The sequence below is a fragment of the Sulfurimonas gotlandica GD1 genome (assembly GCF_000242915.1).
GTDB lineage: Bacteria > Campylobacterota > Campylobacteria > Campylobacterales > Sulfurimonadaceae > Sulfurimonas > Sulfurimonas gotlandica.
This window is the reverse complement of the sequence record NZ_AFRZ01000001.1, coordinates 830760-854773: the sequence shown is the minus strand read 5'-3', so window position 1 is coordinate 854773 and position 24014 is coordinate 830760. Positions and strand designations below refer to the sequence as shown.

19 protein-coding genes and 1 tRNA gene are annotated in these 24014 nt (G+C 33.8%); 12 read left to right on the top strand and 8 right to left on the bottom strand.

Annotation, left to right across the window (positions count from 1 at the left end; all coding sequences use genetic code 11):
• Positions 1-7: 7 nt before the first annotated feature.
• From SMGD1_RS04040 to SMGD1_RS04015, 6 genes are all read right to left on the bottom strand, one after another.
• Positions 8-385 (bottom strand): response regulator, encoded by a 378-nt coding sequence (locus SMGD1_RS04040; RefSeq protein WP_008338800.1) that lies wholly within the window; start codon positions 383-385, stop codon positions 8-10.
• Between the two features lie 9 nt (positions 386-394).
• Entirely contained in the window at positions 395-3661 is a 3267-nt protein-coding gene (locus SMGD1_RS04035) for a nitrate- and nitrite sensing domain-containing protein (RefSeq protein WP_008338760.1), read from the bottom strand.
• Positions 3662-3667: 6 nt separating this feature from the next.
• On the bottom strand, positions 3668-5362 hold the full coding sequence (locus tag SMGD1_RS04030) for an Hpt domain-containing protein (RefSeq protein ID WP_008338750.1): 1695 nt from the start codon (positions 5360-5362) through the stop codon (positions 3668-3670).
• Positions 5363-5371: 9 nt separating this feature from the next.
• A complete protein-coding gene (locus tag SMGD1_RS04025) occupies positions 5372-5785 on the bottom strand; it encodes a PAS domain-containing protein (RefSeq protein WP_008338993.1) in 414 nt (137 codons plus the stop codon).
• A gap of 66 nt (positions 5786-5851) precedes the next feature.
• The gene (gene uvrC / locus SMGD1_RS04020) at positions 5852-7654 is read right to left on the bottom strand and encodes an excinuclease ABC subunit UvrC (protein ID WP_008338773.1); all 1803 of its coding nucleotides are present in this window, start codon (positions 7652-7654) and stop codon (positions 5852-5854) included.
• Positions 7644-8090, bottom strand: a complete 447-nt coding sequence (locus tag SMGD1_RS04015; protein WP_008338701.1) for a hypothetical protein — start codon at positions 8088-8090, stop codon at positions 7644-7646. The genes uvrC and SMGD1_RS04015 overlap by 11 nt, the downstream gene beginning before the upstream one ends.
• On the opposite strand from SMGD1_RS04015, the gene SMGD1_RS14710 reads away from it, so the two are divergent.
• The 12 genes from SMGD1_RS14710 (at position 8073) to SMGD1_RS03960 (ending at position 21153) form a co-directional block, all read left to right on the top strand.
• On the top strand, positions 8073-8219 hold the full coding sequence (locus SMGD1_RS14710; RefSeq protein WP_154645653.1) for a hypothetical protein: 147 nt from the start codon (positions 8073-8075) through the stop codon (positions 8217-8219). The genes SMGD1_RS04015 and SMGD1_RS14710 overlap by 18 nt on opposite strands.
• On the top strand, positions 8219-9667 hold the full coding sequence (gene nadB, locus SMGD1_RS04010; protein WP_008338768.1) for an L-aspartate oxidase: 1449 nt from the start codon (positions 8219-8221) through the stop codon (positions 9665-9667). Before SMGD1_RS14710 ends, nadB begins: the two co-directional genes overlap by 1 nt.
• Positions 9664-11016: a sodium:proton antiporter NhaD gene (nhaD, locus tag SMGD1_RS04005; protein WP_008339052.1), complete on the top strand. Its 1353-nt coding sequence runs from the start codon at positions 9664-9666 to the stop codon at positions 11014-11016. Before nadB ends, nhaD begins: the two co-directional genes overlap by 4 nt.
• 135 nt (positions 11017-11151) lie before the next feature.
• On the top strand, positions 11152-12702 hold the full coding sequence (guaA, locus tag SMGD1_RS04000) for a glutamine-hydrolyzing GMP synthase (protein WP_008338706.1): 1551 nt from the start codon (positions 11152-11154) through the stop codon (positions 12700-12702).
• 20 nt (positions 12703-12722) lie between these two features.
• Entirely contained in the window at positions 12723-13364 is a 642-nt protein-coding gene (locus SMGD1_RS03995; protein WP_008339044.1) for a uroporphyrinogen-III synthase, read from the top strand.
• A gap of 405 nt (positions 13365-13769) precedes the next feature.
• Positions 13770-15035: a phosphoribosylamine--glycine ligase gene (gene purD, locus SMGD1_RS03990; RefSeq protein ID WP_008338860.1), complete on the top strand. Its 1266-nt coding sequence runs from the start codon at positions 13770-13772 to the stop codon at positions 15033-15035.
• An 11-nt stretch (positions 15036-15046) separates the two neighbouring features.
• Positions 15047-15496, top strand: coding sequence for an RDD family protein (locus tag SMGD1_RS03985; protein WP_008338824.1), 450 nt, complete (start codon positions 15047-15049; stop codon positions 15494-15496).
• Positions 15489-17654 (top strand): LPS-assembly protein LptD, encoded by a 2166-nt coding sequence (locus SMGD1_RS03980; RefSeq protein WP_008338858.1) that lies wholly within the window; start codon positions 15489-15491, stop codon positions 17652-17654. The genes SMGD1_RS03985 and SMGD1_RS03980 overlap by 8 nt, the downstream gene beginning before the upstream one ends.
• A 1-nt stretch (position 17655) precedes the next feature.
• Positions 17656-18321 (top strand): phosphoribosyltransferase, encoded by a 666-nt coding sequence (locus SMGD1_RS03975; protein ID WP_008338925.1) that lies wholly within the window; start codon positions 17656-17658, stop codon positions 18319-18321.
• Positions 18311-20494, top strand: a complete 2184-nt coding sequence (locus tag SMGD1_RS03970; RefSeq protein WP_008338942.1) for a polyribonucleotide nucleotidyltransferase — start codon at positions 18311-18313, stop codon at positions 20492-20494. Before SMGD1_RS03975 ends, SMGD1_RS03970 begins: the two co-directional genes overlap by 11 nt.
• 193 nt (positions 20495-20687) lie before the next feature.
• On the top strand, positions 20688-21002 hold the full coding sequence (locus SMGD1_RS03965) for a F0F1 ATP synthase subunit C (protein ID WP_008339179.1): 315 nt from the start codon (positions 20688-20690) through the stop codon (positions 21000-21002).
• A gap of 67 nt (positions 21003-21069) precedes the next feature.
• Positions 21070-21153 (top strand) — tRNA-Leu (locus SMGD1_RS03960).
• A 19-nt stretch (positions 21154-21172) separates the two neighbouring features.
• On the opposite strand, the gene SMGD1_RS03955 is transcribed toward SMGD1_RS03960, so the two are convergent.
• Positions 21173-23062, bottom strand: coding sequence for a vWA domain-containing protein (locus SMGD1_RS03955; protein ID WP_008339114.1), 1890 nt, complete (start codon positions 23060-23062; stop codon positions 21173-21175).
• Positions 23062-23988 (bottom strand): vWA domain-containing protein, encoded by a 927-nt coding sequence (locus SMGD1_RS03950; protein WP_008338759.1) that lies wholly within the window; start codon positions 23986-23988, stop codon positions 23062-23064. Before SMGD1_RS03950 ends, SMGD1_RS03955 begins: the two co-directional genes overlap by 1 nt.
• Positions 23989-24014: the final 26 nt, after the last annotated feature.

The following is a 24014-nucleotide window of genomic DNA, read 5'->3' as shown; positions in this document are numbered from 1 at the left end:
AGACTTCCTAAACTATAACAGTGGCAATTTTTTGAATTAAGTCATTGTTTCTAATTGGTTTCATTAAAAACCCATTAGCTCCAAATTCTAAAGCCTCACTTTTTTTTGTCTCATCAGTTGTTAAAACAATAATAGGAAGTTGACGAAGGTTATCATCTGCGCGTACAACTTTAAGCATCTCTATCCCGCCCATAACTGGCATAATAATATCGAGTAAGATTAAATCAATATCATTTCTTGATTTTAGAACACCTATGGCATCTGATCCATTTTTAGCTTCTATGACTTCTTTAACATTACCACTTTTCATTAACATTGATTTGAGTAGTTTTAGGTTGATCATATCATCATCTACTGCTAATACTACTAAGTCTTCTTTTGACATACTTTATCCTTAAATAAATTTTTCAAATACTAAACGAAGTAAATCTTTGTTTACTACATTTTTAATTAGTTCATGCACATATAAAGCATCATCAGAGTCTTCTTTTAGTGAAGGGTCACTAATAAGAACTAGGAAAGAAGTCAAGCCACAATCTTTATTTGAAGCTTTAATCTCATTTGATAGTTTTTCTAATTCTAAACCATCTAATTCTTTGTCAAAAAGAATAAGTTTGTAGGTATTGCTGTTAGTTAACTCTTTTAATTCTTGGGCTGTGTGAGCAAGCTCATAGGTATATCCAAGTGATTCTAGTAGTTGAATGTATAGTTTTGATTCAAAAAGACTCTTTTTAGCTAGTAGAATATCAGCTTTATATTTCTGTTTATCTGAAATAGATATAGTCTCTTCTATCTCATCGATTTCTTCAGCAACATCATCTAGAACAAAAGTTTCAATATTTGTTTCTTCTGAATCTTCATCAGTATCAATATCTTTATCCTCTATCACTTCACCAGCACTTCTTGGTACCAATGGAGCCTCTTCAATTATAAAGTCTGCTAGAAAATGGTTTAGCAGAGAAATTATTTCTGAACGAACTAGAGGTTTAGTCGTATATTCATCGAGACCTGCTTCCAAGAATCTTTCTCTATCCCCTTTTAGAGCATTTGCTGTAAGTGCTATTATTGGAACATGTGGCTGATTGAAATCTTCTTCAAACTCTAAAATCTCAGCTGTTGATTCAACACCATCCAAGTATGGCATCTGTATATCCATAAAGATTAAATCAAAGTTCCCATCTTTTCTTTTTTGGAAAGCTTCAAGACCGTTGTTTGCGATACTTACTGTTAAGCCTAAGTCCTCAAGAGTTCTTTTGATTAGCTTTTGGTTGATTATATTATCTTCTGCAACTAAAACATTAGCTTTGAACTTTGATGTATCTTTGTTGAATTTTTTACGGTTTGTTTTTTTAGCTCTTTTTGTATTATAGTTTTCAATGTTGTAGTTTTCTAGAGCTTGCCTAACCTTAGAAATATTTAGAGGCTCATATATAGTCTTAAACACATTTATATGTAGAGAGTCTATTTTTTTCATATAGTATGATTTAGTTAAAAGAACTAGAGATAGTGGAAGGTCTCCATAACTTTTTAACTCACTTTCCTGAGCATAATCATAATCAACAAAGACTAAATCATAACTAACTTGTCTTTGAAGAGTTTCCAACTCATTTATATCTTTAAATGTAGTATAGCTAACACCGTAAAAGTCTAGGTATTCACGAAGATAAGTCTCTTGTCTCTTTGTTTTATGGTTGTTCTCAAGCACCAAAGCGTTAAGGCTAGAAAAACTACCTTTAGAGCTTTCATTTAGTGTTTCTACCTCTTCAAAATCTATTGTAAAGAAGAATGTTGTTCCAGAACCTGTCTCACTGTGAAGGTCAAGTTCACCACCCATTAGCTCAACAAATCTACTAGAAATTGTAAGACCTAGACCTGTACCACCATATTTACGAGTAATTGATGTGTCAGCTTGAGAGAATGCTTCAAAAATTCTAGATTTTTGCTCACTAGTTACACCAATACCACTATCTTGAACTTCAAATCTAACTCTTGTTTTACCATCTTGATCACATTCAACACGTCTAATATCTACATTGATAGAACCAGCACTACTCGTGAATTTAACAGCATTTGAAAGTAGGTTGATGATAATTTCTTTAATCTTAGTAGGATCACCTTTTAGTGGATGTTCAAGAGTTGGATCAATGAAACAGCCAAGGTCTATATGTTTCTCACTTGCACGTACAGCGTAAACTTCAACAGCACTTTCAAACTCGTCAATTGGGTTAAATACAATATCTTCAATCTCAAGTTTATTACTCTCAATTTTTGAAAGGTCAAGAATATTATTGATAATTTCAAGGAGATTCTCAGAAGATTTTTCAATAATTTCAACGAATTCATGCTGCTCTTCGCCTAAACCTGTATCTTTAAGAAGTTCAGTAAATCCAACAATTCCATTTAGTGGAGTACGAATTTCATGAGACATGTTTGCAAGAAACATAGATTTAGCTTCACTAGCTTCTTGTGCAGACTCTTTATCTTCTCTTGTCTGTGCAATAATTTTCTCTAGCAAGTCATATGCTTGGGCTGTACCATCTGCAGTTTGTAAATTAATTACAGCTGTTTCATCATCTTCATCACTAGTATCTTCAGCAACCCTTTTTAGTACATCTTCAAGATTTTTGATATTTCTTGTAATTTCATTTGATAAGAAGTAACCTAATGTAGCTAGGATTAAAGATACTAGCCAAATTGTCAGTGTAACAATTAGAAATTGTAGAGAAGCTTCTTGTACTTGGGCAGCTCTTTTATCCATGTCATTAAGTAGTAAATCTTCTGCATTTGAAATAATATTGATTTTCTCAGAGTGCATTGTAAACCAAACACCAGAAGTAATGTCATATTTTCCACTTTGACTAGCAGAAATAATTGCAGTTCTCTCAGTATTTATATCTTGAAAAAGTTCTGTAGCATCTTCATTTTCAAAGATTAAATTTAGTTCATTTAGAAGAGCTTTATTATGAAGAGTTTTGTAACTGATAGCGTCAGCTTTACCAATTACAGAAATCCATTTATTAAGATCTTCTTCTTGGAGTTGATTTGAGCGTGAGATAACGTAAGACATATACCCTCTCTCAATACCACTAAATTCTTTGGCATTAACCATTGCAATATAGATTGAATAAAGCTCATTAATCACTTGATCTGTTTGATTTTCTGTAATTTGCTCAAGTTGAGCGATAAATTTTCTTTCAACTTTACTGTAAATATTTGTAAATACATCTTTAAACTCTATTTTATTTTCATTTACAAGATCTCTAGCTTCATGAATTTTAGCAAACGATGCTTCTACAGAGTTATAGTTTTGACAAGCTAAACAATTTTCTTCTCCCTTAGAATGGTCATGTAGAGCTGAATCACTTTTTGTATGCTCCAGGTAAGCATCAATTTTTGTATCTACAACTTTTCTCTGTTCTTGTAAAGATTTAAATATATTTTTTGATGGGTTACCGAGGTACATAGCAGTCATACCTCTTTCCCTCGCAACGTTACCAACTACATCATTTAAGTATCTGTTTTCAGCTAGTTTATTATGAAGAAATTCTGCTCTTTGATAATTTTTATATGAATCATATAAATAGTAACTTGTTAGTGAAAATAGAATAATGATAGGGAATAAACTGATTAGTCTTAGTCTGTTTTTTAAACCTAACTGCATATTATATTAGACCTCTCTGCTTGATATTTGCTGTAATTTAGTAATAATTGAATCTACAGCTTCTTTTGCTTCATTAGAATCTTCTGTGTTAATAATTGATTCAAGTTCTACTGTAAAATCATGAATTCTCATGTTATCACTCATCCCTTTTAATTTTATAGCAGTTTGTCTCCATGAGCTATGGTTACCTTGTTCTATAGCATTATTGATATCAGAACAAGCTTTGTTCCCTTCAATCATGTAATCATTAAAGAGTGCTTCAAAGTTTTCTGCTTCTATTCCAATCTCATTAGCCGCTTGTGCTTTGTTGTAATGAATAGATGAAATTTTTGGGATTATTTTCTCTGTTTCAACTTCTTCAATGCTGTCTAATTCATCATCTAAAGTAATTTCATCTAAAGCATTAAGTTCATTGCTTAGAGTTATTTCTTCTAATCCTTCATTTTCATCTTTGGAATCATCAAATGTTAAAAAATCATCATCTGCGAGCTCTGGCATCTCAATTTTTTGAGGTACTTCATAGTCTTCAATTTTTGGTTCTTCTAGTGTAATCTCATCCATTTTGGAAAATTCATCATCTTTGAAGCTAAGGACCAAATCATCATCTTCATTTGAGATATCCTCTTCAATGCTTTCTGGTATAGGGGCAGAAGCAACAGGCTGAATGCTTTTTGTAGATAATTTTTCTATGATTAGGTAGAATGTATCCATATTCGTTTTGATTTCATCGGTATTATCTGAGGTGTTGATTGTACTAAGGACTTCAAAAGCATCTTCAATACGAAGGTTTGCTGCAACACCTTTGAGTTTATGTGATAGAATTTTTACATTATCCATGTTACCATCATTGAGTGATTTATATAAGTCATCTTTAAAATCATTTGCCTGAGAGATGAAATCTTGAATGAATTCTTCTATTAGGTCAACTGGTAAACCAAGTTCATCGGAAGCAAGATGTGGATCGTAAACATAGTCATTACCTACGTGAAGTACTTGAGTGTATAATCGTTTCAGTGGCTCTTTTACTGGTTCTAGTTCTGGCTCTATATCTTGAACCTCTTCTACTTCTTCTTCTATGTAATCAGGTTCTAGAAGGTCATCACCAAGATCAATAGGAGCATTTTCATAGATATCTTCTACAACTTTAGGATTTAATTCTAGTGCGTCTATAGTATCAATTGGGCTGATTTCATATGGATCATGCGTTACTTCTATCTTTTCTGTAGGTTCTGAAGTAATTACCTTATCATGTTTGTCATCATTAAAGTCAGAACTAAAGTCTGGAGTGTTAAATATAGCTGTACTTTGGTTAGAGATTCTCGGTGCAGGTTTTTCAAGTATATCTCCAGCTACCTGTTCATTCTCACTATGAGTCAGTGCTCTTAAGTTTAGAAGGTTGATTATATAGGCTTTTTGTGATGCATCATCAACCAGATAAGCAGTTTTGATATCAAGCGTACATCTAAAGTTTTTACCATTTGCATGTATGATGACTTTTGAAGCTTCACTGCCTTCTGCACATGTAACAAAGTCTATCCAGTGTACATGTTTAAAGTTATGTACAAAACCAGGTGTTTTGACAAACAAGTCAGCGAAATCAGCTGATTCACTTCTTAGTTGAGATAGATCTGAAAATCCAAGAGCCTTTAGATCAGATTCGTCAATCCCCACAAACTCTTTTTTATAGTTGTAAATTAACATTAGTACCCCTTAATTTTCAGTTTCAAGCATTTTTCTGTAAAGCTCTTTATTTTCTTCAATATCTTTTCTTGAAGCGACTTTTCTAGCAGCGATATAACCTATTATCTCTTCATTATCGTTACGCACAGGTATTATTTCTGAATCAACCCAGTAGTATAAGCCATCTTTTCGAAGATTTTTTACCAATCCATTCCAAGCCTGACCACCTTGTATGGTGCTCCACATTTTAGCAAATGCAGCTTTTGGCATATCTGGATGTCTGATGATGTTATGGTTACTTCCTATAAGCTCATCAACTTTATAGCCTGAAACTTCACAAAATTTTCTATTTGCAAAAGTTATATTACCCTTGAGATCAGTTTGACTTATTATCATACTGCCTTCAAAGATATACTCTTCATCCATTGGTACTACTTTGTCCATAAATAAACCTTATACTCTACAAAATATTATGGGTATAAATATATCATAATAGATGCAAAACTATACTTAGAAGTAAATATTTTTAATTACATTTGCATCTTTTGTATTTAAAATAGAACCTATTTCTTCTATGGTTAAGGTTTTTAGGGCTTCGAATGTTCCAAAATGATTGAGTAGTTTCTTCACCTTTGCTCCAGATATCCCTTTTAGTGTGAGAAGTTTGCTCTCATTATCAAGTTTAAGTTTTGTTTTTTTATGAAAGTTTATAGCACTTCTGTGTGCTTCATCTCTTAAATTTTGAGTCCATTGGAGTCTTTTATCTGAGTGTTTAAGTTTAAAAATATTATCTTTTGTATGAATAATATCATCAGCTTTTCCTTTAGCTCTATGAGCCTTGGCATCTATTTTTTCTTTTGAAATTGCTATAATATCTATAAAGACACCACAAGAGTCTACAATTTCAGATGCCAGTTTTAAAAGTGTTGCTCCTCCATCAATTATCCATAAATCTGGAGGAGAATTTTTAGAAAAACTTTCAACTCTTCTTGTGAGAGTTTCCCGCATCTGGGCATATTCATCCTTTGCTTCTAAATGATAGGTTCTGTAGCTTTTCTTATCAAATTTCCCATCCTCATAGACTATCATCGCCCCAACAGTCGCGACTCCTGCCATATGTGAATTGTCAAAAACTTCTACTCTTTTTGGAAGACGCTCTAGTAATAAAAGTTCTTTTAAATCATCTAGAAGTTTAGTGTCTATGGAGTTTTTATCTTTTTTGAGAAGCTCTTTGGCATTTAAAATTGCTAAATCAATTAACTGTTTTTTGTTTCCTTGTTTTGGAATTTTTATGCTGGCTTTTTTCTCAAAAACAGTGCTTAGATGCTGCTCTATTACTTGCAAATTTTCAAACTCAGATGCTACTAATATAGGTGCTATAATAGGTGGTTTTTCTTTTGAATAAAAATCCAAAAGAACTCTTTGATATAGCTCATCTTCATCATAACCTTCATTAAGTTGTATATAGTCGTGAGTTGATGAGATTATTTTCCCGTCTCTCATAAATATTCTTACTATCACTGCTCTTGACTCAGAATTTTGTATAACAAAAATATCGTAGTTTTCTTTGGTGGCAAAATCGATTTCACTCTTAATCTCTGAGCGAGTAATTCGTTGGATTCTGTCTCTGATTTCACCTGCTTCTTCAAACCTCATATTTTGGGCATAAAAAAACATTTTTTCTTCTAGTAGTTTAATTAGTTGTTTTTTATTTTGAATCAATTCAAATGCCAAATCTAACTCTTGTTTATATCTTGCATCTGAGATGGGAAGCTCACATGGTCCTAAGCATTTATCTATCTGATGATATAAACATAGCTTTTTTGACTTTAAACACCCTTTTTTTTGAACAAGTTTACACAGCTCATAAACAGAATCTAAAATATCTCTAGCTCCAACCGAGTATGGACCAAAGTACTTAATATCTGCAGCTTTTATGATTTTTCTTGTTATATCAAATCTTGGATATTTTTGAGAGTTGTCTATATAGATATACGGGTATGTTTTATCATCACGCAGGAGGATGTTGTACTTAGGGTTTAACTGCTTTATAAGTGAGTTTTCAAGTATAAGAGCATCGTGTTCTGAGTTAACCACTATGTAGCTCATTGAGACAGTCTGCTTAATCATCTTAGTTATTCTAAGTGAAAGATTTGAGTTTGCTTTTAGCTCCGGTGTAAAGTTAAAGTAGCTTTTTACTCTTTTTTGCAGGTTTTTAGCTTTTCCGATGTAGAGTAAATGACCATTTTTATCAAAATACTGGTAGATACCGGCAGAGTCTGGGAGTTGTTGTATGGTTTGTTTAAGAGTCATTGTTTGCTTTTATAATGTCTTGAATTGATTTAACAAGTGCATTTAATTTTTCATCTTTAATATTAACTTCTATATCCCCAGTTGCTCTCTCTGTATAAGTTTCTTTAGAGTTAGTTTGAAACAAAGCTATCTTCTTTATTGGCTTATTTGTTACAAATGCTTTTATATCGGTTACAGTGACCTCATTACATTCCTCCGGAGAGACAAACTTTAAAGCACTTTTAATACTTTGTATATTATTATCGAACTCTTGTTTGGCACCAGGGTGGTTAAGTACAAAAAATAGTATGTCATTTTTAAAATAGGCAAACTTAATCATCTTCTGAAGTGCCGGTGAAAATATAGATTGTATTTTTTTAATACACCTGTATTTCGAAAGTTTAGAGAATTGAGGTCTATGTTGAATAGAATTAAGAATTTGAGCACTGTTTTTCATCTGCTTATTATAGCAATGTTTGCATTAAGTCTGAATGGATGTGGATATAAAAAAGCTCCGTATTATCAAGATGAAGCTCCTTCAGGGGATGAAAATGTTAAGTTTATTATTAAAGAGCCAAGTAAATAATGCAGTATGATGTAATAATTATTGGAGCTGGAGTAGCTGGTTTATATGCAGCTTCGCATCTGCCAAAAGATAAAAAAGTACTTATTATAAATAAAAGAGAAACTTTTAAATGTAATAGTTTTTATGCCCAGGGCGGTATAGCGCTATCAAAAGATGCTGATGATATTCCCTTTCATATTAAAGATACACTGGATGCCGGAGCAGGTCTGTGTGATGAAGAAGCTGTAAAAGTTTTAAGTCATAACTCAAGAGGAGTTATTGATGACTTGATAGATAGTGGATTTGAATTTGATCGTGATGAAAATGGTGAGTTGCTATATACAAAAGAAGCCGCTCACTCTACAAGCAGAATCCTTCATGCAGGAGGAGACGCAACCGGTAGACATATGCACTACTTTCTACTTAGTCAAAATGAGCATCCATTGCTCAGTGATGCCAGAGTAGTAGATTTGCTTATTAAAGACGGTGAGTGTTATGGTGTTACGGTACTTGACCATAGAGAGAGTAGAAATATCTATGCGCAAAACGTGATTATTGCAAGTGGTGGTGTTGGTTCACTTTTTGAATATCACACAAATGCACCATGCATTAGTGCAGATATACAGGGCCTTAGTGTCTTAAAAGGCATAGAGCTAGAGAATATGGAGATGATGCAGTTTCATCCAACTGTATACGTAAAAAGTGAGTATGCACAAAAACTTCTTTTAACTGAAGCTTTAAGAGGTGAAGGCGCAACCATAGAAGATGAAAATGGAAAAAGATTTTTGTTAGATTATGATCCGCGTGGAGAGCTTGCGTCTAGAGATATTGTTAGTAAGTCTATATACGACTACACTAAAAAAACAGGATTGAAAACCTACCTAAATCTTAAAAATTTTGATTACCATTATTTTATGCAGAGATTTCCAAATATATATAAAAATCTACGAGATATAGGTTTTAATGTGCCGGAGCAAAGAGTACCTATCTCCCCTGCATTCCATTACGCTATAGGTGGTATTAAGACTGATTTAAAAGGAAGAGTTCCTAATGTCGGGGGACTTTATGCAGTCGGTGAAGTAGCATCTGTAAGGGTTCATGGAGCAAATAGATTAGCGTCCAACTCATTATTAGAAGGTCTTGTTTTTGCAAAAGAGGCTGTTCAAGATATTTTAAGCAATACAAAAACTAAAGAAATGTGTGAGTTTGCTGTTAGTGATGAAGTGATGAGTCTTAAAGAAGATAAAGAGAAAAAAAATCAGCTTCGTCGTATTATGTGGGAAAATGTCTCCATTGTGAGAACAAAAGAGGGTTTAAACGAAGCATTAGAACAGATTAATGCTCTTTTAAAAGAAAAAATTGGTAAACTGCTGAAATTCAGATTACTTACAGCAAAAGAGATAGTTCTCTCAGCATTAGCTAGAGATAAATCTATTGGTGTACATACAATGTTAGAGGAGAAAAAATGACAAGAGTAGAAGGTGGCGCTCAAGCAATTGATTTAGCCGTTGAACCATTTGGTTGGTTATTATTAGTAATATTCATAGTGGGATATTACTTTATTGCAGCGGAGGAAAAATATCATATTAATAAGGCAAAACCAGCTTTATTTACAGGTACTTTTATGTTTATGTTGCTTGGTGGTTACTATGCAGTAAATGGGTTGGATTTTTCATCATTTGATGTTGAGATAGCGCACCTAATATTGGAAATAGCAGAGATTTTCTTCTTCTTATTTGTTGCAATGACATTTATTGAAGCACTAATTGAGAGAAATGTTTTTGATGCTTTAAAAGAAAAGCTACTAAGTTCTGGATATGACTATAAAAAGCTTTTCTGGGTAACTGGTTTTTTAGCATTTTTTATCTCCCCTGTTGCAGATAATCTAACGACTGCTCTTATTCTTTCTACTGTACTTATTACAATAGAAAGAAAGAACAAAGCTTTTTTAGTTCCTGCTGCGATTAATATAGTTGTGGCAGCAAATGCCGGTGGTGCTTGGTCTCCATTTGGTGATATTACAACACTAATGGCATGGTCTGCAGGTAAGGGAACGTTTATTGATTTCTTATTTCTTTTTCCATCTTCTATTCTTGGTTGGGGTGTTACAGCATTCTTACTTTCTCGTTTTGTCCCAGATGGAACACCTACGAAGATTGAAGGTGCAGAGCCAGTTCATATCCACAAGGGTGGAAAAGTGATAATTTTTCTTGGTGTACTAACTATTGCTTCAGCAGTTTTAGGAAAACAACTTATGCATCTGCCTCCAATGTGGGGAATGTTATTTGGTCTTTCACTTTTACAACTTTATGCATATACACTTAAAAAATATCATGACCATGATATTCAGATTTATAAATCTGTTGCAAAAGTTGAAAATGACACACTGCTATTTTTCTTCGGTATCTTAGCAGCTGTTGGTGCACTTCACTTTGCAGGTTTCTTAGCTCATGCAGCTCATCTGTATACTATGTTTGATCCAACTTATGTAAATATCGGTGTAGGTTTCTTATCAGCAATTGTTGATAATGTACCAGTTATGTCTGCAGTTTTAAAAGCTTCTCCAGATATTCCATTAGCTCAATGGATGCTAGTTACGCTTACTGCTGGTGTTGGTGGTAGTATGATAAGTTTCGGTTCTGCTGCAGGTGTTGGGGTTATGGGTAAACTAAAAGGTGTTTATACTTTTGGTGCACATATGAAATACTCTTGGACGATAGTTGCCGGTTACTTTGTATCAGTTGCTATTTGGTACACACAGTATGAAGTTTTAGGGCTTTATATTAAACCTGTTGCTAAAGCAGTAACGGGTCACTAAGAAATATCTTAACTTATCCTCAAGTAGAAACTTGAGGATAATATTTTATCTACTTTAAACTACTAAATCAAACATTAATCTTATTTATTGTATCCTTCCAAACTTACTTATCATATTTATTAAAAGGCCCCTCAAATGACAAATGTTAGCATCATAGTTTTAGATTTCGGTTCTCAGTACACTCAACTTATAGCTCGTCGTCTTCGTGAAGACAAAATTTATTGTGAAATTCTTCCTTACCACACGTCAGTAGAAGAAATTAAAGCTAAAAACCCGAAAGGAGTTATCCTGAGTGGTGGACCTTCTTCTGTATATAATAAAGACGCTTATGTAGTTGACCAGGGTGTTTATAAAATGGGAATTCCTATTCTTGGAATCTGCTATGGTATGCAAAGAATTGCAGTTGATTTTGGTGGAAGTGTTATTCGTTCAGATCACCACGAGTATGGAAAAGCAGAACTTACAATAGAATCTACTGGTGAAAATTGTTCTCCACTTTTTACTGATTGTGATGATGGCAATGTAGTTTGGATGAGTCACTCTGATAAAGTTGATGTTCTTCCGGAGGGTTTTACTCCTATCGCCACTTCTGCAAACTCTCCTTATGCAGCTATTGCAAATGAAGAAAAACGCGTATATGCAATGCAGTATCACCCAGAAGTTCAACACTCTGAAGAGGGTTACTTAATGCTTCGTAACTTTGCAAAGAATATTTGTGGAGTTACTGAAAAATGGAAGATGGAGCACTTCTTAAAAGAGCAGATTAAATCTATTCGCCAAAGAGTAGGAACTGGAAAAGTTCTTTGTGGGCTAAGCGGTGGAGTTGACAGTTCTGTAGTTGCAGCACTGCTTTATGAAGCAATCGGTGACCAGCTAATTCCAGTATTTGTTGATAACGGTCTTTTACGTAAAGGTGAGCGTGAACAAGTTGAAGAGGTTTTTAAAATTAATCTAAAAACTCCCCTTATAACTGTAGATGCTGCTGATAACTTTTTAGGAAAACTTGCAGGTATCTCAGACCCTGAGACGAAACGTAAAATTATCGGACACACTTTTATAGAAGAGTTTGAAAAAGAAGCTAAAAAGCATGATGGTATAAAATTCCTAGCTCAGGGTACACTTTATCCTGATGTTATAGAGTCTATCTCTGTAAATGGTCCATCAGAAGTTATTAAATCTCACCACAATGTTGGTGGTCTTCCTGATTGGATGGATTTTGAACTAATCGAGCCATTGCGAGAACTGTTTAAAGATGAGGTTCGCAAAATAGGTTTAGAACTTGGTCTTCCAGCTGGTATGATTAACCGTCATCCATTCCCTGGACCAGGTCTTGCAATTAGAATAATGGGTGATGTTAATGTTCCTGATTTGACAATACTTCGTGAAGCAGATGTTATCTTACTTGATGAGTTAAAAGCTAGTGGTTACTATGCAAAAACTTGGCAGGCATTTGTAGTTTTACTAAATGTAAAATCTGTTGGAGTAATGGGTGATAACCGCACTTATGACAATACTGTTTGTGTTAGAGTTGTTGAAGCAGTTGATGGAATGACAGCAACATTTGCTCATCTTCCACATGATCTTTTAGAGAGAATAAGCAGAAGAATTATCAATGAAGTTGATGGTATAAACCGTGTTGTTTACGATATTTCAAGTAAACCACCTGCAACAATAGAATGGGAGTAGAGATTTAAATCTCTCTTCTCATGAAAAGACAAATCTACCTATTCGCAACTTCAAAGCATCCAGATGCTATTAGTTCTAGATCTTTGGAGGTTAGATTTTTAAAACCCCAGATTGATTTCACTAAGTATGACTACCTGATAATAACTTCCAAACAAACTGTAAAAGCACTTGAACAATATAAAAAAGAAGAATTTATAAATATACAGGCTCTTTGTGTATCTGTAAAAACTGCCGCTTCTTATGAGAACTTCGGTGGTAAGATTTTAGAAATCGGCGATGGTTATGGCGATAATTTAGTTAAAAACATAAAAGAGAAGTCTAAAGACAAAAAATGGCTTTATTTAAGAGCAGAGTTTATAGCATCTGACTTTGTTGAGAGATGCCAAAATGATGGTTATGATATTGACGAAGAGATTTTATATGTAAGTGAATGCTCAAATGAGGGTATGGAAGTAGATGTTAAAGAAAATTCAATATTGATATTTACCTCCCCATCATCAATAGAGTGTTTTTTAAAAACTCACACTATAGGTTTAGATGCTAAAGTTGTTGTTATTGGTAGGACAACTGCGGCATCTCTTCCTGATGGAATAGAGTGTAAAATCTCTGAAAAAACATCAATAGAAAGCTGCATGGAAATGGCTTTTTCGCTTCAAGCATAATAAAAAATCAATTCTTTTAAAATAACTCCTAAAAAAGACTAATTCATTAAATAAAATAAAGTAATTTTTTAGTATAATATATTCATAGTCTGGGTAGTTCGATATATCGTATATATGAGGGTTCTACATTTTCAAACAGTGAACAAGTAGAGTTCTTGTGTGTCGGTGTCATCGTTTGAGATATGTTAACTCTATCGAGATGATGCTGCCGTTAGAGAACACTCTCTTCACCCAAATTCGGCTTTTAGAACCGAGCCAATTGCGAAACGGCTACTTGGGCTTTTACTATTTTTACGGAAAAGGAGCAAAGCCCCTTATCCTACGCTAACGCTAAGTTTTGTTCGGCACAAAGCCCACGCATAGCAAAGCCATGCTTTAATAACTTATCCATTAGGAAAACAATCAATGAAAATATTAATTTTAGGTTCAGGCGGTAGAGAATACTCTATAGCTAGAGCAATTTTAAACGAAGAACAGGAACACGAACTTTTTTTTATGCCAGGTAATGGCGCTACAAACAATTTAGGTACAAATTTAGATATTAAAGATTATGATAAATTAGCAGATTTCGCAAAAGAAAATAGCATTGAGTTAACAATAGTAGGTCCAGAAGCTCCGCTGGTTGATGGTGTGGTGGATATTTTTAAAGCAAAAGATTTAACAATTTTTGGACCAAGTAAAGAGGCTGCACAGCTTGAAGGTTCAAAAGTTTATATGAAAAACTTTCTTGCAAAGTACAACATCCCGACTGCCCGTTACATAGAAACGGATTCCATAGAAGATGCTTTTAAATTTACAGAGACTTTAACTGCTCCAATCGTTGTTAAAGCTGATGGACTGTGTGGTGGCAAAGGTGTGATTATTGCACAAAGTCATGATGAAGCAAAAATTGCAATCTCTGAGATGCTAAGTGGAAAAAGTTTTGGAGATGCCGGACTGAAAGTGATTGTTGAAGAATTCCTTGATGGTTATGAGCTATCAATGTTTGCTGTTTGTGATGGAAAAGACTACATACTTCTTCCAGCAGCACAAGATCACAAAAGACTTTTAGATAATGATAAGGGACCAAATACTGGTGGAATGGGTGCTTATGCTCCAACACCATTAGTTGATGAAGAGTTATACCAAAAAGTTAGAGATAGAGTTATCCGTCCTACACTTGATGGCATGCAAAAAGAGGGAGCACCTTTTGAAGGAGTTCTCTTTATTGGAGTAATGGTTGTAAATGGTGAGCCAATTACACTAGAGTTTAATGTTCGTTTTGGAGATCCTGAGTGTGAGATTCTTATGCCTCTTATGACTTCAAGTGTTAGCGATATGTTTTACAAGGCTGCTACAAATAGACTTGCAGAGATAAAAGTAGAATTCTCTAAGCAATATGCAGTTGGTGTGGTAATGGCTAGTGGAAACTATCCTTATGGCAGTTCAACTCCTGCGGAGATAATTGTTGATGAAGTTCATCATGAAGAGATTGAAAAATATACTCATATATCTTACGCAGGTGTAAGCAGAGAAGATGGTGTTCTATATGCAGATGGTGGCAGAGTTTTAGTGTGCGTTGGTTTAGGTGATACGATTAAGCAAGCAAGAGATAGAGCTTATTTAAGATGTGGCCAAGTTCACTATGTGGGCAAAAAGATAAGAACAGATATAGCTTATCAAGCTCTTTAGGAACAAATCAGTTGAACGAAGAGATAGAAAATATTCTTCATCGTGAAGGAATAATTTTAGCAAGTAATAAAAAACGGGCGATGGCTTTTTTTATAGATGAGATGCTGCTTTCATTTTTGCTAGTTATTGCACTATGGGACTCATTTGCTCAAGCCGTGACAATGGAGCAAATGATAAATATAACTAACACATTTGTTTTAGAGTATATGCTTATGAAGATTATTTATCAAGCTTTTTTTGTGATGCAGTATGGTGCTTCAATTGGTAAAATTGTTATGAGAATAAGAGTAATTGAGCTTCGGACTATTCAGACTCCTAGCGTTATAGTCTCTTTAAATAGAGCTATATTTCGTGTTATCTCAGAACTTATACTGTATTTAGGCTTCTTATGGGGTTTGCTTAACCCTGAGAGACAGACATGGCATGATAAAACAGCAAGAACTATAGTAGTAGATGTTTAAACTCCTTACTCTTTTTGCAATCCTTACATCAGTGCTGTATGCAGCAGATAAAGTTGAAATATACGCAACTTCTATGGATTCAAAAGACAGCATAGTAAAAGCTTCAGGAGAAGTTACTGTTGTCTATAAAGACTACTTCCTGAGTGCACAAAATGCCACTTACGACAAGAATACTGGAGAGTTAGAGCTTTTTGGAAATATTCGTGCAAATCAAGGGCAAAATTATAAACTCTTAGGTGATTATGCAAAACTAAATATTGCTAAAAAAGAGCGTGTTTTTAAACCATTTTTTATGCTAGAAAAGGAATCAAAGGTTTGGATAAGCGCAGATGAAGGATGTGCTTTAAACAAAGACTTTGATATTCAGTCTGGAATGATGAGTGGATGTAACCCGAATGATCCTTTATGGAAAATACACTTTTCATCATCAACATATAACTCTGATGATAAATGGCTAAATATATATAATGCAAGAATATTCATCTATGATATACCTGTATTTTATACTCCTTACTTTGGATACTCCTTAGATACCACAAGAAGAACAGGTCTTTTAACCCCGGCATTTGGTACATCAGCTGTAGAAGGTGTATACTTTGAACAACCTATCTACATTGCAGAACAAAACTGGTGGGACTTAGAGCTTAAACCTCAAGTGAGAACAAATCGTGGTTATGGCGGATATACTACATTTAGGTTTGTTGATTCTAAAATATCTAAAGGACAGTTCACAACAGGATATTTTAAAGAACAAGACAGTTACTTCAACTCTCAAAGTCTAGCTAATGATACGCACTATGGACATAACTTTTTATATGATAATAGTGATGTGATTAATCAGTGGCTTGGAACAAATTTTAAAGGTCAATCAGGCCTTTACATGGATATAAATAGTATGAACGATGTTGATTATATAAATCTATCAACAAACGATACTACTCAAAATGCAACTTCAAAGCAGGTTTTATCGAGAGTAAATCTTTTTTACAATACTGATAGTAACTATTTTGGTGCATATTTTAAATATTACCAAGATTTAACTAAGCTAAGTAATGAAGCCACACTTCAAAAACTTCCAACATTTCAGTACCACCGTTACTTGAATACACTTTTTGGTGACCATTTAATTTATAATCTCGATATGCAGAGCAATAACATCTATAGAGAAGTTGGCAAGCATGTCACACAAACAAATGTAAATATTCCGATTACACTTCAGACAAGTATTTTTGATGAATATTTAAATGTTTCATATAAAGCTTATCTTTACGCTCAACATTCAAAGTTTAGCGGAACAGAAACAATTAAAAGTGGTGATTATGAAAATGGGTACTTTGCTAGAAACTATCATGTTTTATCTGCTTCTTCACAAGTGAGTCGTGCTTATGATGACTTTACGCACGTTGTAGGCTTCGGGTCTACATATACTATCGGAGGAGCTGAGACAAAAACTGGTTTTTACTCAGATTATGAAACCTTTTGTTCAGATGCTAACAATAAAAGTACACCCCAGTGTGAGTTTTATAATATAACAGCTGTAGAAGAAGAATTAAAGCTGGACTTTACTCAATATCTTTATGATTCTGCTGGTTCTCAAATACTGTATAATAGATTAGCTCAAAATATTTCATATCAAAATACTCAAAACAGCCTTGGCGAGCTTGAGAATGAACTTGATTATCAAATATCAAAAGGTATAAGACTTTATAATAACATGTTTTATAACTATGATCAGAATAAACTCTCAAAACTTTATAATCAACTAACTTTCAGTGGCAATGGATTTAATGTCTCTTTTTCACACCTTTATAAAGATACTTTTTTAGAAAAAACTACAGCCTATACACCATATACAAGCTATATCACATCAAGTGCTAGTTATACTTATAACAAACATTATTCATATAATGTAAAATATAATTATGATGTAGAGAGCAGTCTGAAAAAAGGTGCAGAAATAGGTTTTTTGTATCAAAAAAGATGTTGGAATTTTGGTCTTAAATATCTAGAAAACAATAGACCAGTCTTGACTGATACTGGTTCAACATCTATTTATGACAGGTATATATATTTTACAGTAGTCCTAAAACCGATGATGAGTTCAGACAGTGGACCACTTTTTGAATATAAATTACCTGAGACCACGCAAGGACTTTAATGTGATAAAAAAGTACAAACACATACTTAAAAATAGAGAAGATGCAGCAACTAAATTAAGAGACGTAATACCAATGCAAAGACTTAAAGATGAGTCTTGGAAAATTGTAGCCGTATCAAAAGGTGGACTTGAACTAGCATATATGATAAGAAAAAAGCTTCCAAATACTTTGGACTTTCTATTTTCAGAAGCTATAATGGCACCTAATAATGATGAGTGTGAAATAGCAAGGGTAAGTGAGAGAGAAGAGATAGTTATTAATGAGCAGTTGGTAAATTCTTTTGGAATTCAATATGATTATATTTATGGTGAAGCTCGCAGAAAGCATGAAGAGCAAATTTTAAGTTATGTATATCAGTATAGAAAAGGAAGACCTTTTACATCTATAAAAGATCAAGTGGTACTTTTAGTAGATGAGGGAAGCGAAACTGGGATGAAATTTATGACTGCCCTAAAAACTATTTTAGCAATGGGACCAAAAGCGGTTTATATAGCAGTGGCAGTTTTACCGAGTGATACATTAGATCTATTAGAGCCTTTTGCAGATGATATATTTTTTCTTTATGATATAGATGATTATGTTGAAACTGAGCTTTATTATGAAGAACTAGAAAAAATTGAAGAAGAAAAATTAGAAAAATATTTAGGAGATAAGAATGACATATGATGTTAATATAGAGTTGGAAAATAGAGTAGAAGATTACTCATTTGGAGATGTGGCAAGACAAGCGAATGGTTCTGCATGGTTGAAATCAGGTGATAGTGTAATACTAGCAACAGTTGTAATAGATGAGACAGAGATAGTAAAAGATGATTTTTTACCTCTTACAGTACAGTATATAGAAAAAACATATGCAGCTGGTAAAATTCCAGGTGGTTTTTTCAAACGTGAGACAAAACCTAGTGATTTTGAAACTTTAACGTCACGCATCGTTGATCGCTCTCTTCGCCCGCTATTTCCTAAAGGTTTTGGACATCCAACTCAAATAACTATCATGGTTTTTAGTGCAGGTTCAGATGCAGACTTACAAGTTTTAGCACTTAATGCTGCTTCAGCTGCTCTATATACTTCTGACATAGATATTAATACTTCTGTTTCTGCTGTAAGAGCTGCAAAAGTTGATGGAGAGCTAGTTTTAAATCCAACTCTTTCTCAGCTTAAAGAAGCTACTTTAGATTTATATCTCTCAGGAACAAAAGATGACCTTCTTATGATTGAGATGCGTTCATTTGGTTCAAACGAAACACAGATTGAAGAAAACTATATTATAGATCCTATGATTGATCCGGCACTAAGTATGCCTAGCATCTTAGTTCATAAGTCAAATGCTATTGCTGAAGATGAATTGATTAAGATTTTTGAAAAGACTCAAAATGCGCTATTTGCCAGTAATACTAAGTATGAAGAAGCGTTTGGAGATTATAAAAAAGAGACGGTTGCAATAGAATGCAAAGCACATGTAATCAATACAGAGATGCAGACTTATATTAGAGATAATCACATGTCAGACATTGCAGCAGCAATGAATCAAATGGCAAAATCAGAGCGTTCAACTGCTCTTAGACAACTTAGAAAAAATATTATAAAAACAAAAACTGAATGGTCAGATGTTGAGCAAGAAGTATCTTTAAAAGATGCAATAGAGAGCGTAAAAAAAGAGCAGGTTAGATCTCAGATATTAAACGAAAGAGTTCGTGCAGATGGCAGAGCTTTAACAGAAGTTAGACCTATTTCTATTAGTACAAATGTACTTCCAAAAGCGCATTCATCTTGTCTGTTTACTCGTGGAGAAACTCAAGCTTTGGTTGTTCTAACTATGGGTGGGCCTAAAGACGCACAGATGTTTGAAAGTCTTACTGATGCTGGAACTCAAAATGAAAACTTTATGGTTCATTATAACTTCCCTGGATTTAGCGTTGGTGAAGCATCTCCGATAATGGGTACAAAAAGAAGAGAGTTGGGACACGGTAATCTTGCTAAAAGAGCATTAGAACCTATTGTAGATTTAGATGGGCAGACTGTTCGTTTAGTATCTGAGATTCTAGAGTCAAATGGCTCATCTTCTATGGCTACCGTTTGTGGTGGTTATATGGCTCTTAGAGCTGCTGACATTGATACAAGTGATACTGTTGCGGGAATTGCTATGGGTATGGTTTCAGATGGTGACAAATATGCTATTCTATCAGATATTATGGGCTTAGAAGATCACGATGGCGATATGGACTTTAAAGTAACAGGTTCAAAAGATGGAATCACTGCAATGCAGATGGACATCAAACTAGGTGGAATCTCTCTAGATATTTTAAAAGAAGCACTTTACCAAGCAAAAGATGGAAGAAGTCACATTATAGATATTATGATAGATGCTGAGCAAAAGATTGAATTTAATGATGGTGTTCTACCAAGTACAGATTTTTTTCATATAGACCCAAGTGTAATCGGTGAGGTTATAGGTCAAGCCGGTAAAGTAATTCGCGAGATTATTGAGAAGTTTGAAGTTGCAATTGATATAGATAAAAAAGATGGCAAAGTTAAAGTAACCGGTAAAAACAAAAGTGCTGTTCTAGGCGCGCGCGAGCATATTGAAGGTATTGCAAATTCACCTAAAATTGAAAAAATTAAGTATCAAGTTGGTGACAAATATGAAGGTGTTGTGAAGAAAATAGTTGATTTTGGGGCATTTATTGGTCTTCCAGATGGTACTGATGGTCTTATACACATCTCTAAAATATCAGATCAAAGAGTAGAAAAAGTTTCTGATGTTGTGAGTGAAGGCGACAAAATAATGGTTGAGATTTTAGAGTTCAAAGGCAACAAAATCTCTCTAGGGCGTGCATAAAACTTCTTTATTTAAGTCATTCTCGTTAACGCGAGAAACTGACTGAAATTTAAACTCCAATTTATTACTTTTTTAGTATAATCCGCCCATCAATTTCTAGTAGGGAAATCTGGGCATTTATGTTTAGGTTGCTTCATTTCACGATGAGGTTACGCTATCCGAAAGAATTTGTAATAATTATATGGAGAAACTTATGAAAAAAGTTCTATTTTTAATGCTAGCTCTTGCTACTGCTGCATTCGCATCTGATGGTGAAGTTGCTAACCAAACTCTTAAAGCTTACTCAATGATCGCTGCTGGTCTTGGTCTTGGTCTTGCTGCTCTTGGTGGAGCTATAGGTATGGGTCATACTGCTGCTGCAACAATCGCTGGTACTGCACGTAACCCAGGTTTAGGTGCTAAACTAATGACTACAATGTTCATCGCTCTTGCAATGATCGAAGCACAAGTTATTTATGCACTAGTAATTGCTCTTATCGCACTTTACGCTAACCCGTACTTAGGTTAATCAACCAAAAGTATACCCTCAAAGCCTAGCTCTTTTGAGTTAGGCTTTTTTTTTACTTCTTTTTAATGCGATCGTGGTGGAACGGTAGACACGCGGGCTTGAGGGGCTCGTGCCTAACGGTGTGAGGGTTCAAATCCCTCCGATCGCACCATTTAAATATTATCTTTTTCTTACCAAGGTTTTTCATTTTTCTCATCATCTTCAATTTGTTTGTTTAATCTATAAAGATAAGTATTTTGTTTTGAGTTTAATTTCTTGACCCATTTTGCCTCTTCTAGGTCACTCATTTGTTGAAGCTTTAAATCGGGCTTACCATTGTTGCCTTGATTTTTTACTTCTTTTTTATTCTTATCTTTTAACTCTTTTATTTTTTCTTGGCTATCTTCATTATTATTATTGTTATTATTTGAGCCATCATTATTATTTCCTTCATTTTCATCAGGCTTACCATCATCAGAATTTTTCTTATCATCATCAGGATTTACTTTATTATCTGATTTTTTACCTTTTGAGCCATTTTTATTATTCTGATCTTTGTTCTTGTTTTTATTGTTTTTATCGTCTGCTTCATCTGAGTCTTCACCGCTTTCATCGGTCTTTTGCTCTGAATACTTTTTGTCTTTATCTTTTTGTCCGTCTTCTTTCTCTTCTTTCTTTTTATTATCCTCTAAAGCCTTTTTAACAGCCTCTAAGTTTTCTCTTGTAAATTGGTCTTCTTTTAGTTTTAGAGATGCTTCATAATGTTTTATTGCGCGCTCAAGAGTGTTTACTGTACCTAAATGGACAAGAGTATTACCCATATTTGATAACTTTTTAGCTCTTGAATCTTTATCTTCAAGTCTTGAGAATGAATAAGCACTTAAAGCTTTTAAATATTCTTTTTCTTTATAATAGGAGTTTCCAGCATTATAATAAGCTTCTCCATTACCAGTTTTTTTTGCATACTCTGCATAGATTTTTGCGGAAGTGTTGTACTCTTTTGCTTCGTAAAATCTCTTTGCATCAGAGAGCTTTCTAAAATCTAACATATCTGCAACAGATGGTGAGCTGCCTAAGATCATATAGAATAATATAAATACAGATGCTGGTACATCACGTGTGATTTTTTTACCGATAGAATTAAATGCAATGAGTAAAATTAGTATCGCTATAATTATTGGATAGTAAAATAGGGGAACATGTCTCTGTATTTCTTGGCTTTTTAGCTCTTTATGTTCAGAGTTGTTTATTATTTCAATAAACATAGCTTCAATATCTTTTGATGATGTAGTATTTTGAATATAGACACCCCCTGTCTTAATTGCAAGTTCAGAGATTGATTCATTAAGTTTTGATATTACGACCTTATCATTGTACTTTATTAGTGAACCGTCTTTATTTTTAATAGATGCGCCGACTTCTGTTCCAATCCCAAGAACAAAAACTATAATGCCTTTTTCTTTAGCAAAATCTATTTCAGCGGAAAAATCTGTCTCATCGCCACCATCGCTTAAAATCAGTAAATATTTTTTATCTGTACTAGTATTGGTCTTTTCTACAGTACCCAACATAGTTAAGATATTTGTGCCTTTTTGAGTTATACTAGATGTATCTAGCTTTGAGAGTAAAAAAGAAACTGTCTTTGTATCAAAACTAATTGGAGAAACAAGATAGCTGTTTTTTGCAAAGGCTATTACTCCTACTCTATCCTTTGTAGCCTTGTTAATCAGTTCAAGAGCTTTTTTCTTAGCTAATTCAAGTCTATTTGGATATATATCTTCGCACAACATAGAGTCAGAAATATCTAATGCGATTAGAATATCACCACCAATCGCCTTGACTCGTACAGTTCCATCTTTAAGTACAGGTTCTGCAGATGCTATAACAATCAATATACCAGCTAAAAATAGGAGGCTATTTCTTGTCTTAAGTGAGAGTGGATTAGAATTGACTTTAAGCTTATCCATAATCTCTTTTGAAAAGTAGTGCTCATGTGACTCTTTTTTAATTAATACAAATAGATAAACAGCTGCTAGTGGAGGTAACAGGTAGTAAAGAAATTCAGGATGCAAAAAAGTCATTAGTTATATCCTCTTTTATTTCTAAAAAACATATAAAGAATCAAAGAGAAAAATGAAACAAGTAATGGAAAAATATAGAAATATCTTAAAAAACTAAATGTTTCATTGTCTATCTCTGATTTTTCCAACTCATTTATTTTTGCATAAACAATAGCAAGTTCACTTGCATTTGAGGCCCCAAAAGCTACACCACCAGTTTGTTCAGCAATTTTTTCTAGCATCTTTTGATTATACTCATCAGATTTTCCTATGCCAATAGGATAGACTTTTACACCCTGTTTATTTGCAAAATCTATAGCTGCATCAAAAGGGAATTCACTATCAGGTGTGTTGTATCCATCGGTGAGTAAAATAGCAATTTTTGTTTTTGATTTAGATGTTTTGAGTAAATTGACACCCTGAGCAAGTGACTCAAAAAGGGCTGTAAACTTTCCAGCCATCCCAATATAAAGATTTGATACTACACCTTTTAAAATATTAGAATCATAAGTTAGTGGAGATGCTATAAATGAGTATGCTCCAAAAACCACAATACCCATATTGTCATTTTTTCTACTTGAGATAAAGTTGGACACTATTTCCTTTACAACATCAAAACGAGTTAAATCTCTGTTTTTTTCATCAAAACCTTTTGCTTTCATAGACTCTGAAGCATCAAGTATCAAAGCAATTTCATAGCCTTTTTTTGGTTCTATCTCATAAGGTTCATCTTTTACCGGTGACATAAGTGCTATGATAAGCATTGAGATACTAAGCCATTTTAAAAAGAGAAGTAGTTTAGAAGAACCAGTTGATACTTGCATAAACTGTGCTATATGTGCAAAGTATATAGAAGGTAGTTTTATTTTACAAATGATTGTACAAAATATAAAAAAGAAAAAAACTAAAGCCAGACCTGGGTATTCAAAATAAAGTCCATCAAACATCTATCATGCCCTTGTGTCATATTATT